This window comes from Serratia sp. CY38905, assembly GCF_052168875.1.
GTDB classification, from domain to species: Bacteria; Pseudomonadota; Gammaproteobacteria; order Enterobacterales; family Enterobacteriaceae; genus Serratia; species Serratia sarumanii.
Genome location: NZ_JBJNLV010000006.1, coordinates 263,239 through 278,621 on the forward strand (window position 1 = coordinate 263,239; position 15,383 = coordinate 278,621).

The following is a 15,383-nucleotide window of genomic DNA, read 5'->3' on the forward strand; positions in this document are numbered from 1 at the left end:
ACTATTAAGGAGTCATCGATGAAACATGAGCATTTCGTTGTCCAAAGCCCGGCGACCCCGGCGGCGCAGCTGATCTTGCTGTTTCACGGTGTCGGCGACAACCCGGTGGCGATGGGGGAGATCGGCAGCTACTTCGCCAAAGAGTTTCCTCAGGCGCAGGTGGTGAGCATCGGTGGCCCCGAAGCGTTTGGCAACGGCGCCGGGCGCCAGTGGTTTTCGGTGCAGGACGTGACCGAAGAGAACCGCGCGGCCCGTATTGCAGACGTGATGCCGCAGTTTGTGGCGGTGGTGCGCCATTGGCAGCAGCTGAGCGGCGTGGGCTATGCCGGCACGGCGCTGGTGGGGTTCTCGCAAGGGGCCATTATGGCGCTGGAAGCGTTGAAAGCGGAAACCCGACTGGCCGGGCGCGTGGTGGCGTTCAGCGGGCGTTTCGCCCAGCTGCCTGAGCAGGCTTTCGGCGACAGCGTGGTGCATTTGATCCACGGTGCAGAGGACGCGGTGATCGCGGTGCAACACGCTCACGCGGCGGCGGAAGCGCTTCGGGCCGGCGGCGCCGATTTCACGCTGGACGTGGAGGAAAACGTCGGGCACGCGATCAACCAGGGCATGATGAACGCCGCGCTGGAAAGGCTGCATTATTATGTGCCGCAGCGCTACTGGGACGAAGCATTGTCCGGCAAGCGCGGCGAGCTGATCGCCTTTCGCTAAAAACTCAGGGCGCCGATAAGCGCCCTGGTGTCATTTCTTTTTCGGCCAGTCGTCTTCGTCATCCCACTGGGCATTATTGTCGCGGTGCGGCGGTATCTCCGGCTTGTTGGCCAGATAGCTTTTCACGTCGACGCGGCGCAGTTCCTTGATGCCGCTGACGACCATTCCCACCAGAACCAGCAGGATAATCCACCAGTAATCAGCTAACCATTGCATAGCTACTCCTTTACTTCACTGCGTATAAAACGCGAAAAAATCGAGGGCAGATGGCGTTCGAGCCATTCGGCACCGGCGACCTCCTTGTCTTGCCAGGCCGCCAGCAACAGCGCTGGGGTCAGCAAGCGTTCGGCCTCTTGCGCCAGCGGCCGGTAGCTCAGATGCCACGGCTCCACCGCCACGCCGCCGCTGTCTTCGGTAAAGGGGCGGTAGAAACCGAACTCGGCCATATGTGCCGTCAGCCACTGGTTGAGCGGCGCAAAGTAACCGCCTTCTTCATATTCCCACGGCTCCAGCTGCAGCTTTTTCCCTTCCGGCAGCAGCGACGGATCGTACACATCCAGATCGCTGCCCCAGTGATGGCGGCTGGCGCCCGGCAGGGCCGACCAGCGCAGGATTGCCTCACAGCGCTCGGCGGCGGGCAGAGGCGCGACGTCGATCGGGCGGCTGTCCTTATCTAATACTGGCCGCTGGCCGCAGAATTTGCCATTCCAAATCGCCAACTGCCGGTCGAAATCGCGGAAGGTGCTGGCGGGCTGGAGATCGAATCCCGCCTCATGCGCCGCTTGCTGCATCGCCAGGAAGGCGTTGACCGCCTGCGGCTGCAGCCGATGGTTCCCGCTCAGCGGCGCCAGGTGTTCGGTTGAGCGGCCGGTGAGCATCTCTGCGTTGATCATGCGACCAATTGCTCCATGATGCGTTGATACATGCGGCTCAGCAGCTGCAGATCCGCGGCGTTGACGCATTCGTTGACCTTGTGGATGGTGGCGTTGACCGGCCCCAGCTCCACCACCTGCGCGCCCATCTGCGCGATAAAGCGGCCGTCGGAGGTGCCGCCGGTGGTCAGCAACTGCGGCGTCAGTTCAGAATAGTGCTCGACGGCGTTGACCACCGCATCCACCAGCGCGCCGCGCGAGGTGAGGAACGGTTGGCCGGACAGCCGCCACTCGATGCTGTAGTTCAGCTGGTGGCGTTCCAGCAGCTCTTCCACGCGCTGCTTGATCATCGCGTCGGTCAGCTCGGTGCTGAAACGGAAGTTGAACTGGACATAAAGATCGCCCGGGATCACGTTGTTGCTGCCGGTGCCGGCCTGCACGTTGGCGATCTGCATGCTGGTCGGCGGGAAGAACTCGTTGCCGCGATCCCATTCGATCGCCACCAGTTCATTCAGCGCCGGCATGGCACGGTGCACCGGGTTGTCCGCCAGGTGCGGATAGGCGACGTGCCCCTGTACGCCGTGGATATGCAGGTTGGCGGTGATGGAGCCGCGACGACCGTTTTTCACCACGTCGCCGACGCGCTCGGTGCTGGACGGCTCGCCGACCAGGCAGTAATCCAGCCTCTCGTTGCGCGCCATCAGCGCTTCGACCACCTTAACCGTGCCGTGGGTGGCGCTGGCCTCTTCATCCGAGGTGATCAGAAATGCCAGGCGGCCCCGGTGATCCGGGTTGGCGGCGACAAATCGCTCGGCGGCCACCACCATTGCGGCCAATGAACCTTTCATGTCCGCCGCGCCGCGGCCATACAGCATGCCGTCGCGGATCGCCGGTTCAAACGGCGGGTTGTCCCAACGCTTTTCATCGCCGGTCGGCACCACGTCGGTGTGCCCGGCAAACGCCAGGGTTTGCCCTTCGCCGCGCCAGGCCCAGAAATTCTGGGTGTCTTCGAAGTCCATCGCTTCGACGGTGAAGCCGATTGCCTGCAGACGATCGATCATCAGTTGCTGGCAGCCTTCGTCATTCGGGCTGAGGGAAGGGCGCTTGATCAGCTGTTGGGCCAGTTCGATAACCGGGCAAGTCATACGGCGACCTCGGCGATAAATTGCTGGTAAGTGTCGGCGTTAAAACCGAGCAGGGCGCGGCCGTTGCCGTCGTCCAGCAGCGGGCGTTTAATGATTGCCGGCTGCGCCAGCATCAGCGCGATGGCGGCGTCGGCGTTATTGCAGGCGTTGCGCTGCGCTTCATCCAGCTTGCGCCAGGTGGTGCCGCGAGTATTGAGCAGCGGCTCCCAACCCAGTTGCGCGACGAAACCGCGCAGCTGCTGTTCGGTCAGGCCGTCGGCGCGGTAGTCGTGAAAATGATAGGCCACGCCCTGATCTTCCAGCCAGCGGCGGGCTTTCTTGATGGTGTCGCAGTTTTTGATGCCGTACATCGTCAGCGTTGTCTGTTGCGGTTTGTTTGCCATGGCGTAAAGCTACCTGTCTCGTCGAGTCGATACTGGGCGGCGGGCGCGATCTTAGGCCTTCTCGCCGCCCGGCGATAGCAGAGATAATGCCAGTAAAGCGGCGGCGAGATCCAGACAACGATGCGCGCGAGATGCGATTGAGCACCAGGGAGAGAAGTTGGCAATGTGGTTGAACGGCAGACTTCGCCGACGGTGCTTGTAAAAGACGTCGGCGAACGCGTTCAGCCGCCAATGCGGCTCTGGGCTCAGAGGAACTATTCTTTATTAATTTTTATATTTAAACGATCGGTTAAACACCGTACGCGGGTAATATGCAACAGCGGTTTTATTCTGCTGGCGCCAAGCTTTTTCATGATTCTCGATTTGTAATGATTGGCGGTTTTGTTTCTTATATTCATAGCGTTGCTGATATCGGTCAGCGATTTTCCCGTCGACCACTCCGACAGGAAAAGGGACTCGCGCCGGGAGAGCTGCGGCGGCTCGGTATAGTGACTGTAGCGCGTATATAAATCGCCGATCAGGTGGCTGAAACGGCTTAAAGATATAAGGTTTGATAATATAATGGTCTTATTGTCGACAATCACCATCTCATGCGGGCAGTCGGTAATAATGACTATTTTGTAGGTTTTGGGGTTGGCATATTCATCGCGGTAACGCGCTTCAAAATTGGCGAGGGTGACATCGATAAAGCAGACCCTTCTGCGGTTAAAGTCGGCTGGCGTGTTTTTTTCTGACCATGTTTGATTTATCAGTTGTCTGATACCGATAATGGTATAGGTACATTCGCTGAAAATATCGATCTTCATATTATTATAATCCTTTATTTTTTATTCCCGGTGGCGACGGTTATCTTAAAGTATAAAAATAGAAATAATCGAAATAATTAAATGTTGAATTATTTCCAATGATGAATCTCAACATTTACCTATACCGCTGGTTTAGTTGAATTGTTTAATAACTTATTGATAATTAAGTAATAAAAAATTTAAGTTAAAACTGCCGCAAGAGGGGTAGAGCTTTTTAAATAGATGCCAGCTATCAATCAAGGATAATTAAAAGGAAATATCATAGATTGTTCCTATCGTAAATTAATATTCGATCGTTTTTACCGATCTTTTGGTTCGTGATATCTTTGTAAGAGGTCTAATGACTAAGAAATATCTCTGACAGGAAGTTCAAACGTTTTCTCATTCATGGTTGCAGAGGTGAATAATAGTGAAAATAAAAAGTTAAAAGAGAGTGTGTGTTTTTTCTGGGGCGTTTTGGCTAAGCGTTTTATCTGTCTCAAGCATATCGTCAGCTGTATTCTGCTGAGAAAAGTATTTTGATCAAGATGATCAGCGGATATAACCGCCGTTTTGCAACCGTTGCAGTGAGGCGCCGTCCGCATACACCATGCCGGTGGTCAAATCGTGAAAGCCGTACTTTTTATAGAAGGCCAGTTTTTCCGGCACGGAATAGATGAAAATCTTGCCGAGCGGCGCCAAATCTTGCATCACCCGATCCATCAACCGGCGCCCCAGCCCTTGCCCCTGAAAGCGCGGATCGATCGCCACGTCGGCCAGGTAGGCGACCGAGGTCAGGTCGCTGATGGCGTGCGCGGTGGCGATCAGCTCGTCGCCGATAAACCCCCAATAGCAAAACTGGCTGTGTTGGTAAACGCGCCGCAGGGTGTGCGGATCGCGCTTGCCCAGCCCGGCGGCCTCCAGCAACTCGCACAGCCGCTGCCAGTCGATGGCGCGGCGGTTCCGGTCGGTGATAATTTCCATCGTTTTCCTCTAACCAATAAGACTGAGGTCGGCGGCATAGTGCCGAATGGCGTGCTGATACCCGCGGATGTCGGCGCTCCATTGTCGTATTTTTATACCTTTTACACGCTACCGCGGAGAAATTGATATCACAAGGGAATAGCAGCACTGAGTATTGATCAGATAAATACGAAAATGTGCGCTAAGCCCGGTTTCCGGGCCTGGCATCGTTCCCGTTTCCCTTCACATGGTCAAAAAACAGGCGTAGAATCCGCTTCGTCAAATAATTGAGGTTGTAAAGTATTATGGTTGATCGTGAATTAGGAAACTGGAAAGACTTCATTGATGAGATGTTGGGCAACTGACACAGCGTTGAAGCAGATGGCAAGGTTGAGTCATTGGAAAGTCACTGAAACACCTTGGGAACGAGATTATCGTTCGAAATAAAGCAGCATCGGTAACCCGACGCTGCTTTTTTTATGCCCAGGCTATCACTCCCCGGCGGCCGTCGTATTGCCTGCCGGATGCGCTTTGCCCGGGAAGCGGCGGCGCACCAGCACGAAGAACAGCGGCACGAAGAAAATCGCCAGCAGGGTGGCGGAGATCATGCCGCCCATCACCCCGGTGCCGACCGCATGCTGGCTGCCGGAACCGGCGCCGCTGCTGGTGGCCATCGGCAGCACGCCGAAGATGAACGCCAGCGAAGTCATCAGGATCGGCCGCAGACGCATGCGTGATGCGTCGAGCGTCGCGGACATCAGATCCTGCCCTTTGTGGTTCAGCTCGTTGGCGAATTCGACGATCAGAATGGCGTTTTTCGCCGACAGCCCAATGATGGTCAACAGGCCGACCTGGAAATAAACGTCGTTCTCCAGGCCGCGCAGCCAGGTGGCGGCGACCGCGCCGATCACCCCCAGCGGCACCACCAGCATCACCGAGAACGGTATCGACCAGCTTTCATACAGCGCCGCCAGGCACAGGAACACCACCAGCAGCGAGATGGCGTACAGCGCCGGCGCCTGCGAGCCGGACAAGCGTTCCTGGTAGGAGAGCGCCGTCCATTCCAGCCCGAAGCCGGTCGGTAACTGGCTGACCAGTTTTTCCATTTCCGCCATGGCGGTGCCGGTGCTGACGCCGTTGGCCGCCTCGCCGACGATTTCCAGCGCCGAGTTGCCGTTATAGCGTTCCAGCCGCGGCGAGCCGTATTCCCAGTGTGAACTGGCGAAGGCCGAGAACGGCACCATGCCGCCCGCGCTGTTGCGCACATACCATTTGTTGATGTCTTCCGGCAGCATGCGGAACGGCGCGGCGGCCTGCACGTAAACTCTCTTCACCCGGCCGCGATCGACAAAGTCGTTGACGTAGGTCGAACCCCAGGCGGTAGAGAGGGTATTGTTGATGTCATCGATAGATACGCCCAGTGCCTGCGCCTTGCGTTGATCGATATCGATCTGCAGCTGCGGGCTGTCGTCCAGGCCGTTGTGGCGCACGCGCGACAGCAGCGGATTTTGCGCCGCCAGCTGTAACAGTTGGTCGCGAGCCGCCATCAGTTTGGCGTGCCCCAACCCGGCGTGATCTTCCAGTTCCATGTCGAAGCCGGAGGAGTTGCCGAGGCCGGTGATCGCCGGCGGGCTGCTGGCGATCACCCGCGCTTCGTTAATCTTGTTGAATGCCAGCGTGGCGCGATCGATGATGTCGAACGAGCTGTTGGCGCCCGAGGTGCGCAGATCCCAGTCTTTCAGCCGAACGAACAGACGCGCCACGTTTTGGCCGTTGCCCCCCGGCCCGGAGCCGATGATGGCGAACACCGACAACACGTCCTGTTTCTCTTCGGTGAGGAAATACTGCTCGACCTTTTCCACCACTTTAGAGGTTTGTTGCAGGGTCGAGCCCGCCGGCAGCTGTACCTGTACGGTGAAGATGCCGCGGTCTTCCTGCGGCAGGAACGAGGTCGGCAGCTTGATGAACAGCAGCGCCATGCCGCCGAGCAACAGCAGATAAATCACCATGTAGCGGCCGCTGGCGTGCAGAATGCGCCCCACGCCGCGCTCATAGCGTTCGGCGTTGCGGTTGAACATGCGGTTGAACCAGCCGAAGAAGCCGCGCTTGCCGTGATGGTGCCCCTTGGCGATCGGTTTGAGCAGCGTGGCGCACAGGGCCGGGGTCAGGATCATCGCCACCAGCACCGACAACACCATGGCGGAAACGATGGTGATGGAGAACTGGCGATAGATGGCGCCGGTGGTGCCGCCGAAGAACGCCATCGGCACGAACACCGCTGACAGCACCAGGGCGATGCCGACCAGCGCGCTCTGAATTTGCCCCATGGATTTGCGCGTGGCTTCACGCGGCGGCAGGCCTTCTTCGCTCATCACGCGTTCGACGTTTTCCACTACCACGATGGCGTCGTCCACCAGCAGGCCGATCGCCAGCACCATGGCGAACATGGTAAGGGTATTGATGCTGAAGCCGCAGGCGGAAAGGATGGCGAAGGTGCCCAGCAGCACCACCGGCACGGCGATGGTGGGGATCAGCGTGGCGCGGAAGTTCTGCAGGAACAGATACATCACCAGGAACACCAGCAGGATGGCTTCCAGCAGCGTTTTCACCACGTCCTTGATCGAGGCTTTGACGAAGGGGGTGGTTTCATAGGCCACTTTGGCCTCCAGCCCGTGCGGGAAGTATTGCGACAGCTCGGCGATCTTGTCCTTCACCAACTGGTCGGTCTGCAGTTCGTTGGCGCCGGAGGCCAGCTTGATGTTCATGCCCGCGGCCTGCATGCCGTTGTAGCGGCTGAGGTAGTTGTAGTTCTCGCCGCCCAGTTCGACGGTGGCGACGTTGCCCAGCGTCACCAGCGAACCGTCCTGATTGACCCGCAGGGTGATTTGGCGGAACTGTTCCGGCGTCTGGAGCTGCGACTGGGCGTTAATGGTGGCGTTCAGCGCCTGCTTATCGACCGATGGCGTGCCGCCCAACTGGCCGACCGCGACCTGGGCGTTCTGCGACTGAATGGCGCTGACCACATCCTGGGTGGTCAACTGATAGCTGTTGAGCTTGTTGGGATCGAGCCAGATGCGCATGGCGTATTGCGAGCCGTACACGTCCATGCTGCCGACCCCGTTGATGCGGCTGAGCGGATCCTGCAGGTTGGAGACGATGTAATCGGCGATGTCCTGCCTGTCCATGCTGCCATCGGTGGAGACGAACGCCACCATCATCAGCGTGGTGTCGCCGGATTTCGAGACCGTCACCCCCTGATTTTGCACCGCCTGCGGCAGGCGTTTGATCGCGGCCTGCAGCTGGTTTTGCACCTGCTGCATCGCCTCGTTGGGATCGGTACCGGCTTCGAACGTCAACGTCACGGTCGCCTGGCCGGTATTGGTGCTCTGCGACGACATGTACATCATGTTGTCGAGGCCGGTCATATTCTGTTCAATGATTTGGGTAACGGTGTTTTCCAGCGTTTGCGCCGAAGCACCTGGGTAAGTTGCGCTGATGCGCACGTTCGGCGGCGCCAAATTCGGGTATTGTTCTACCGGTAAAGAAAAAATCGCCAACGCCCCGGTCAGGCAAAGAATAATTGCCAGCACCCAGGCGAAAATCGGGCGATCAATAAAAAAATTGGCCATGCAGCGCGAACCTCGTTATGACTTGTTCTATCTTTAAAACGCATCGGAAATATGCATTTCAGCGGCAGGGAAGGATTCCGGCGCTATTGCACTTTACTCGGGATAGCCGAGGAAAGCGTGGAGAAAAAAAGGAGATAGTGTAAATAACGGTAGCGGAAAACGGCGCGGGCGTATCGGCGTCGGTAATTGTACGCTATTAAGACATTTTTATTACTATCAAAGGCCTTGCGCATTTTTTCGCCGCAGGGAATCGAAAAGTAAAAACTGGCCTCACCTTACAGCAGGAGCTTGGCATGGGAATTAACCCGGTATTTGCCCGTCGGCTTTATTTATGCTGGCTGATCAGCCACAGTGAGCGGCCCAATGTGCCGCGGTTGATGGCGCTGACCGGCTGGCCGCGCCGTACGTTGCAGGATGTGCTGAAGGCGCTGCCCGGCATGGGCGTCGAGCTGCAGTTCGTGCAGCAGGGCGTGCGCAACAACGACGGTTTCTATCAGTTGGAAAGCTGGGGGCCGTTCAACAAGAGCTGGGTACACCAGCATCATCAGGCGCTGCTCAGCGCCATCGAGTAAGCGGCCCCGGCGGATCGGCCGGGGCGGGGCGATCAGTGGCTTTTGTACTCCAGGTACATCACCGTCGCCGCCACGCGAGAACGCACGTCCAGCTTGCGCAGTATGTTGCGGATGTGCACCTTCACGGTTTCTTCAGAGATATGCAACTGCGCCGCCACCTGCTTGTTGGACAGGCCGCGCGCCACCTCTTGCAGGACGTCCAGTTCGCGTTCGGTCAAGGCGGCGAAGGGGTCGCGCTGCTCGCTGCGCGCCAGCAAATAGTCGGCCATCGCGTCGCTGATCACGTTCTGGCCCTCGGCGGCGGCGCTGATGTGCTCCAGCAGTTGTTCGGGTTCGCTGTCTTTCAGCAGATAGCCGTCGGCGCCGGCGTCGATCAGCGCATACAGATCGCTGCGCGCGTCGGAGACCGTCAGCACGATGATGCGCGCGTCCACGCCTTCGTCGCGCAGGGCCCGCAGCGTATCCAGCCCCGACATGCCCTTCATGTTCAGATCCAACAAGATCACGTCCGGAGCGTGCGCCAGCGCCAGCGCAACCGCCTCGCTGCCGTTGCCGGCCTCTGCCACCACGCCAAATCGCGCATCCAGTCCCAGCAGTTGTTTGATGCCGCGCCGCATCAACGGATGATCGTCAACGATCATGACTCGGTATTGCTTCATCACCATGAAATATGCTCCCTGTAGCAAGTAAAGCCACTCAAACGCGCCCGGAGGCGTGCTTCACAGTGGGACTGTCTCTTCAAAAATAGCGGCATTCTGCACCGCAAACCTCTCCGGGCGGCCTTCAGGCCGGCGGCAACCGTAACGCAGAGTGAACAGCCGCAAGGTCAGGGCGAGAATGTCAGGCAGACCGCCGTGCCGCCGCCGCTTCTGCGCCGGATGCGCAGCGTTCCTCCCAGTCGCGCCGCGCGTTCGCTCATGATGGTCAAGCCGTAATGCCCTTCCGGTTCTTCCAGACTGGCGATGCCGCAACCGTCGTCGGTAATGCTGAATACGTTGTCGCCTGCGGCGTTGACCTCGCAACATACCGCGATCTCGTTCGCTCCGGCGTGCTTGACGGCATTGAGCACCGCCTCGCGCACGATCTGCAGCGCGTGCACCTGCTGCTGGGCGTTGAGCGCCTGCGAGGGCAGCCGACAGTGTAACTGAATCCGCGCGGGGGCTAGCGCCTTTAATGGCTGCAACAGTTGCTCCAGCGCGGCATTCAGATCCGCCTCCTGAATGTTGAGGCGGAAGGTGGCCAGCAATTCTCTCAGCTGGCGATAGGCATCGGCCAGCGTGCGCTCGAAATCGTCGATAATCGCCTGCGCCGCCGGATCGTCGGCGGCGCGCCGGAGCAGCGTCAGCTGGATGCGCAGGAACGACAGCGTCTGCGCCAGCGAATCGTGCAGCTCGCGTGCGATGGTTCCACGCTCTTCCATCAACAGCAGATATTGGTGCTGCTTTTGCGCCCGGTTGAAGTAGACGCCGCGCCCCAGCATGTTGGCCAGGCTCTGCATCAGGTGAGGATGCGGCGGCTGTGCTTCGGGCTGCCATCGCAACTCGCCCAGCAGTTTATCGCCTTGGGTGATCGGCAGCGTGCTCCAGGTTTGCGCCGGCGCCGGCTCTCCTTCGTTCAGTTGCCACTGGCCATGATCGTCCGCCACGTTCAACCGGATGCAGCGCAGTCGTTCGCTTTGGCGCACGATGCGCAGCGCATTTTCGAACGCCTGCTGATCGATCTGACGCACGCTCAGCGCCTGCGAGCAGCGATAGAGCACCTCCAGCGTGTCGTTGGCCTGCTGCAGGCGCTGGGTCTTTTCCTGCACTTTCAGTTCCAGCGACTGATAGAGGCGGGCCAGCTCGTCAGACATGGCGCTGAAGGTTTGCGACAGCACGCCGAGCTCGTTCGGCAGCGCCACGTCCAGCTGCGGATGGCGAAAGTCGCGCTGTTGCACGCGCTGGCTGGCGTCGACCAGATGCTGCAGCGGCGTGACCACCTGGCGGCGCATAAAGCGGATGCAGAACAGCACCAGACCGATGATGGCGGCGTAGCCCAGTACGCTGACGGCGGCCACCAGGGTGAGTTTCAACTCGGAATAACGCTGCAGAGCGGAAACGAAATGATCGACGCGGTTGACGTAGCCGGCGACCTCAGCCCGGTAGGCGGCCGCCTGCCCGTCGCGAATCTGCCGCTCCATCGTTTGCCATGTTCGTTGCAGCGCCAGATAGTGGTTGCGCACCTCGGCCGGGACGTAAAAGCGCGTCAGCTTTTGCAACGCGGGCGCCTGCAAAGATTGCCGATACTGCTGCAGGTGCAGCTCCAACTCCGGGCTCTGCCGCTCGAGATCGAAGGCCAAGCGGTAGCTTTGCATGCGCAGCGAACCGGCAATGTTGATCGCCTCGGCATCGCTCTGGCTGCCGGCGACGGTCGTCAACGCCAACCCGGTGGCGAGCACCGACAGTATCACGATGCCGAACAGCGCTCTGGCCAGGCTGCCGGTCACGGAACGTTTAACAAGCAATCACGGAATCCTTTTCTCTCAGGTGAGGCGCTTCGCCAGTTTCATTCGAAAGCAAAACTATAACTTTTGCAACTAAATTGCACCGCGATTTGTATCAAGTTGTCAACAAAACGGGAACAATTGTCGTTGTGTAATCAAATGAATAGCGAAATGCCCGCCGATGTTCAGCGGCGGGCCGGTTTTCTCTGAAGATTTGCCTTTAGCGCGGATGAAATCAGGCAGAAGGCCCCCTGTTTCTGGGGGCGCTTTATTGCCGCGCTTCAGGGCGTCGGCAGATTCATCGCGGCCACCTGCTTCGCTGCGTGGTCGCTGAAGCGCAGCCCCCAGCGGGTGAAGTACTCGCGCAGATCCTGCCCCGCCTCCCGGCTGTAGACGACCACGCTGAAGTCGATGACCTTCTGCGGCGTGCCGAAAACGTATTTATACTTATCCTGCATGGTGTTACCCGGCGCCGCGAAAGTCTGCTTCAGCCGTTCCTGATTAATCCGCGGGAAGAAGGATTCATCATAAGCGTGCAACAGATGGGTAAAAAAACCCAGCGCGACATCATGCTGCTTCTTCGGGAATTCGTCATAGCGCACTTCTGATGCGAGGAACTTACGCACCGCATCCCGATCCCACTCCTTGTCGGCGCCCAGTTTGCAGGTTGGGCCATAGTCGAAATCGTTGCGTTCCGACAACAGGCGGCAAGCCAGTACCGAATAACGGTTGACCTGCACTTCGGGGAATACGTTGTATTCCCACTGCGGTTCGTTCTCATGCCCCAGTTCGTGCCAGAGTCCCCAGTGGGCGGCGTTGGCGCGGGTGGTCTTGTCGGCGAAGAAACCGACGTTGACCGCGCCCTCGCGGTATTCGGCGCTGCAGCATTTGCTGTAGTTGAGGAACAGGGAACCCTGTGATGCCGTGAACATCTCGTGGGTGCCGTCCATGCCATTCACCGCTTCATACAGCGCGGCGATGCTGAGGCTTTCCCCCAGCGATTTATTGATGATCTCCTGCGTTTTGTCGGTGATTTTCTTCGGTACGAAGTGGTTGGATTTACCGTCATACAACACGGCGCCGCCCAGGATGCCGGCGCCGGCCTTCTGTTGCTCCCAGTCGCCTTGCGTATTCTGACCGAGAATGTGCAGGTTGCTGTCGCCACCGCCGCTCACCTCTAACCGGACAAATTCGCCGTTTTGCTGTTTTTGCGGATGGCTGCAGCCTAAGGCCAGGACGCCGGTTTGCGCGAAGGTATAAGTGGTCTCCTTGTTGGCATCAAGCTTTCGTTTGTTCGAGTAGATGTTGTCAACGTTATCGAAACGGGCGCTGGTCGCCGCAAAACATGAGCTGCCTGCCGGAATAGTTCCGGCCTTTATCGTGACGCTGTCGCCCTGATTCCCCAGCGTGCGGGTGTAGAAGAAAATTCCGCGCGCCATGCTGCCATACAAGGAGTTGTACCAACTGGCGGCGTGAACGATCGGCAGCCGGTAGACATTTGGCGTGTCTGACGGGTACATCTGCATGGTGCGTTTGAGCCAATACAGCGGCGTGCGGGCATCTTGCGAGTCCGCCAGCGCCTGTTCGGCGTCCTGATTCAGCGCATCCAGGCTGGTGCCGATGTAACGCAGCGCATCGTTGAATCCCTCCTGCTCGGCATAGGCTTGCCACCAGGGAGTCTCCTGGGCGGCACACTGGCCGAGGTTTTGCCAGGGTTCGCCGACCCAACCGGCTACGCCGGGGATATGGTGTTTTTCTGCCCACCATTTATTGGCGAACAGCGTATTGTCCTTTATGACCTGCGTGCCTTTGATGGCGTAGGTTTTAGCCGCCCATTCCGGCACGTTGGCGCAGTCCGCCGCCTGAGCGCCGGCGCTGGCCATCAATAAAAGGCTTAATGGTAACAAGCAGCGATGAGTCAGTTTCACGTTGGTTTTCCCTAAAGAGGCGTTGAAAAGTAAAAGAGGCGCGTGTTATTAGGATGAAGTGGCGCTATCCCTTATGGTTTTTTTTCAGGGTTTCCGCTACTTAGATGTGCTTACTTTAAGATGATTTCAGGTCGGGCCGCCGCCGGGGCCGATGATGTTTTGTTGCAAATCGTCTGCCGCGGCGCGGCGTAATCGCGGTATGATCTTCAGGTTGTAACTCAAGGGAAAAGGGTCATGTCGTCGAAAATTGAGAATGTGAAGAAAGAGCTGTTGTCGGACAACTGGTATGTGCTGCATAAGTACACGTTCGATCTGAAACGCAAAAACGGCGGTTCGGTGCAACAGATGCGCGAGGTCTACGATCGCGGCAACGGCGCCACCATTTTGCTGTACAACCGCGCCAAGGGCACGGTGGTGCTGACCAACCAGTTCCGCATGCCGACCTATGTCAACGGCAACGAGAGCGGCATGCTGCTTGAGGCCTGCGCCGGCCTGCTGGACGCCGATTCTCCGGAGCAGTGCGCGCGCCGCGAAGCGGTGGAAGAGACCGGTTTTCAGGTGGGCGAGGTCAAGAAAATCTTCGAAGCCTACATGTCGCCGGGCGGCGTGACCGAGATCGTGCACTTCTTTATCGCCGAATACCATGACGATGAGCGGCGCGCGGCTGGCGGCGGCATTGAAGATGAAGATATTGAAGTGATCGAACTGCCGTTCAGCGAAGCGGTGGCGATGATCGCCGACGGCCGCATTAAAGACGGCAAGACCATCATGCTGCTGCAGTATTTGCAGATTCATCGGGTGATGGCATAAAAAAAGCCGGTCTCGATGACCGGCTTTCTTATTGGCTGGCGCCAGGCCGCTTACTTCAGCAGCGCCTGCGCCTTGGCCACCACGTTGTCCACGGTGAAGCCGAACTCGGCGAACAGCTGCTCCGCCGGTGCCGACTCACCGAAGGTGGTCATGCCCACGATAGCGCCGTTCAGCCCCACGTACTTGTACCAGTAGTCCGCGATACCCGCTTCCACCGCCACGCGCGCCGTCACCGCCGCCGGCAGCACAGACTCGCGGTACGCCGCATCCTGCTTGTCGAACGCGTCGGTCGACGGCATCGACACCACGCGCACCTTGCGGCCCGCCGCGGTCAGCTTGTCCGCCGCTTCCACCGTGATGCCCACTTCGGAGCCGGTGGCAATCAGGATGACGTCCGGCGTGCCCGCGCAGTCTTTCAGCACGTAGCCGCCGCGGTACACGTTCGCCAGCTGCTCTGCGGTGCGCGGCTGCTGGGTCAGGTTCTGACGCGAGAACACCAGGGTGGTCGGGCCGTCGTTGCGCTCGATGCCGTACTGCCACGCCACTGCCGATTCCACCTGGTCGCACGGGCGCCAGGTGCTCATGTTCGGGGTCACGCGCAGGCTCGCCAGCTGCTCCACCGGCTGGTGGGTCGGGCCGTCTTCGCCCAGACCGATGGAGTCGTGGGTGTAGACGAACACGTTGCGCAGCTTCATCAGCGCCGCCATGCGCACCGCGTTGCGGGCGTATTCCACGAACATCAGGAAAGTCGCCGAGTACGGCAGGAAGCCGCCGTGCAGCGCGATGCCGTTGGTGATGGCGGTCATGCCGAACTCGCGCACGCCGTAATGAATGTAGTTGCCCGCCGGGTCAACGTTCAGCGCTTTCGAGCCGGACCACATGGTCAGGTTGCTCGGCGCCAGGTCGGCAGAGCCGCCCAGGAACTCCGGCAGCACCTTGCCGAACGCTTCCAGCGCGTTCTGCGACGCCTTGCGGCTGGCGATGTTAGCCGGGTTGGCCTGCAGTTTTTCCACGAACGCCTTGGCGTCGGCTTTCCAGTCGGCCGGCAGCTCGCCGTTCATGCGGCGCTTGAACTCGGCGGCCAGCTCCGGGAAGGCCCTGGCGTA

General features: G+C 59.0%; 15 protein-coding genes. 4 read left to right on the forward strand and 11 right to left on the reverse strand.

All coding sequences use genetic code 11. The features are described from left to right. Positions 1–18 precede the first annotated feature (18 nt). On the forward strand, positions 19–708 hold the full coding sequence (ypfH, locus tag ACJ8MK_RS15670; RefSeq protein ID WP_033648809.1) for an esterase: 690 nt from the start codon (positions 19–21) through the stop codon (positions 706–708). A gap of 30 nt (positions 709–738) precedes the next feature. On the opposite strand, the gene ACJ8MK_RS15675 is transcribed toward ypfH, so the two are convergent. The 6 genes from ACJ8MK_RS15675 to ACJ8MK_RS15700 form a co-directional block, all read right to left on the reverse strand. Next, positions 739–924 carry a YpfN family protein gene (locus ACJ8MK_RS15675; protein WP_004941720.1) on the reverse strand — a complete coding sequence of 62 codons (186 nt, stop codon included), beginning with the start codon at positions 922–924 and terminating at the stop codon, positions 739–741. A gap of 2 nt (positions 925–926) precedes the next feature. Then, complete coding sequence (locus tag ACJ8MK_RS15680) at positions 927–1,601, reverse strand: M15 family metallopeptidase (RefSeq protein ID WP_334282964.1); 675 nt, start codon at positions 1,599–1,601, stop codon at positions 927–929. Continuing rightward, entirely contained in the window at positions 1,598–2,725 is a 1,128-nt protein-coding gene (gene dapE / locus ACJ8MK_RS15685; RefSeq protein WP_033648807.1) for a succinyl-diaminopimelate desuccinylase, read from the reverse strand. Before dapE ends, ACJ8MK_RS15680 begins: the two co-directional genes overlap by 4 nt. Continuing rightward, on the reverse strand, positions 2,722–3,108 hold the full coding sequence (locus tag ACJ8MK_RS15690; protein ID WP_161727148.1) for an ArsC family reductase: 387 nt from the start codon (positions 3,106–3,108) through the stop codon (positions 2,722–2,724). Before ACJ8MK_RS15690 ends, dapE begins: the two co-directional genes overlap by 4 nt. A gap of 254 nt (positions 3,109–3,362) precedes the next feature. Continuing rightward, positions 3,363–3,914 carry a LuxR C-terminal-related transcriptional regulator gene (locus tag ACJ8MK_RS15695; RefSeq protein WP_033648805.1) on the reverse strand — a complete coding sequence of 184 codons (552 nt, stop codon included), beginning with the start codon at positions 3,912–3,914 and terminating at the stop codon, positions 3,363–3,365. Between the two features lie 531 nt (positions 3,915–4,445). Continuing rightward, entirely contained in the window at positions 4,446–4,877 is a 432-nt protein-coding gene (locus ACJ8MK_RS15700; RefSeq protein WP_342133839.1) for a GNAT family N-acetyltransferase, read from the reverse strand. Between the two features lie 284 nt (positions 4,878–5,161). On the opposite strand from ACJ8MK_RS15700, the gene ypfM reads away from it, so the two are divergent. Next, positions 5,162–5,221 carry a protein YpfM gene (ypfM, locus tag ACJ8MK_RS15705; protein WP_100396732.1) on the forward strand — a complete coding sequence of 20 codons (60 nt, stop codon included), beginning with the start codon at positions 5,162–5,164 and terminating at the stop codon, positions 5,219–5,221. A 126-nt stretch (positions 5,222–5,347) separates the two neighbouring features. Here ypfM and acrD read toward each other — a convergent pair whose 3' ends face one another. Next, positions 5,348–8,485, reverse strand: coding sequence for a multidrug efflux RND transporter permease AcrD (gene acrD, locus ACJ8MK_RS15710; RefSeq protein WP_033635489.1), 3,138 nt, complete (start codon positions 8,483–8,485; stop codon positions 5,348–5,350). 293 nt (positions 8,486–8,778) lie between these two features. On the opposite strand from acrD, the gene ACJ8MK_RS15715 reads away from it, so the two are divergent. Continuing rightward, positions 8,779–9,057 carry a winged helix-turn-helix domain-containing protein gene (locus tag ACJ8MK_RS15715; RefSeq protein WP_004941750.1) on the forward strand — a complete coding sequence of 93 codons (279 nt, stop codon included), beginning with the start codon at positions 8,779–8,781 and terminating at the stop codon, positions 9,055–9,057. Positions 9,058–9,089: 32 nt separating this feature from the next. Here the strand turns inward: ACJ8MK_RS15715 and ACJ8MK_RS15720 are convergent, their stop codons facing one another. The 3 genes from ACJ8MK_RS15720 to ACJ8MK_RS15730 all read right to left on the reverse strand — a co-directional run bounded on the left by ACJ8MK_RS15720 (position 9,090) and on the right by ACJ8MK_RS15730 (position 13,467). Then, the gene (locus tag ACJ8MK_RS15720) at positions 9,090–9,722 is read right to left on the reverse strand and encodes a response regulator (RefSeq protein WP_442517876.1); all 633 of its coding nucleotides are present in this window, start codon (positions 9,720–9,722) and stop codon (positions 9,090–9,092) included. Between the two features lie 161 nt (positions 9,723–9,883). Further along, positions 9,884–11,560, reverse strand: a complete 1,677-nt coding sequence (gene narQ, locus ACJ8MK_RS15725) for a nitrate/nitrite two-component system sensor histidine kinase NarQ (RefSeq protein ID WP_442517877.1) — start codon at positions 11,558–11,560, stop codon at positions 9,884–9,886. Positions 11,561–11,820: 260 nt separating this feature from the next. Then, the gene (locus ACJ8MK_RS15730; RefSeq protein ID WP_125460803.1) at positions 11,821–13,467 is read right to left on the reverse strand and encodes a M60 family metallopeptidase; all 1,647 of its coding nucleotides are present in this window, start codon (positions 13,465–13,467) and stop codon (positions 11,821–11,823) included. A 234-nt stretch (positions 13,468–13,701) separates the two neighbouring features. Here ACJ8MK_RS15730 and nudK point away from each other — a divergent pair, with 234 nt between their 5' ends. Continuing rightward, the gene (gene nudK, locus ACJ8MK_RS15735) at positions 13,702–14,277 is read left to right on the forward strand and encodes a GDP-mannose pyrophosphatase NudK (protein WP_033635486.1); all 576 of its coding nucleotides are present in this window, start codon (positions 13,702–13,704) and stop codon (positions 14,275–14,277) included. 50 nt (positions 14,278–14,327) lie between these two features. Here nudK and ACJ8MK_RS15740 read toward each other — a convergent pair. Beyond that, a partial coding sequence (locus ACJ8MK_RS15740) for a transketolase-like TK C-terminal-containing protein (protein ID WP_442517878.1) occupies positions 14,328–15,383 on the reverse strand: 1,056 nt, incomplete at its 5' end.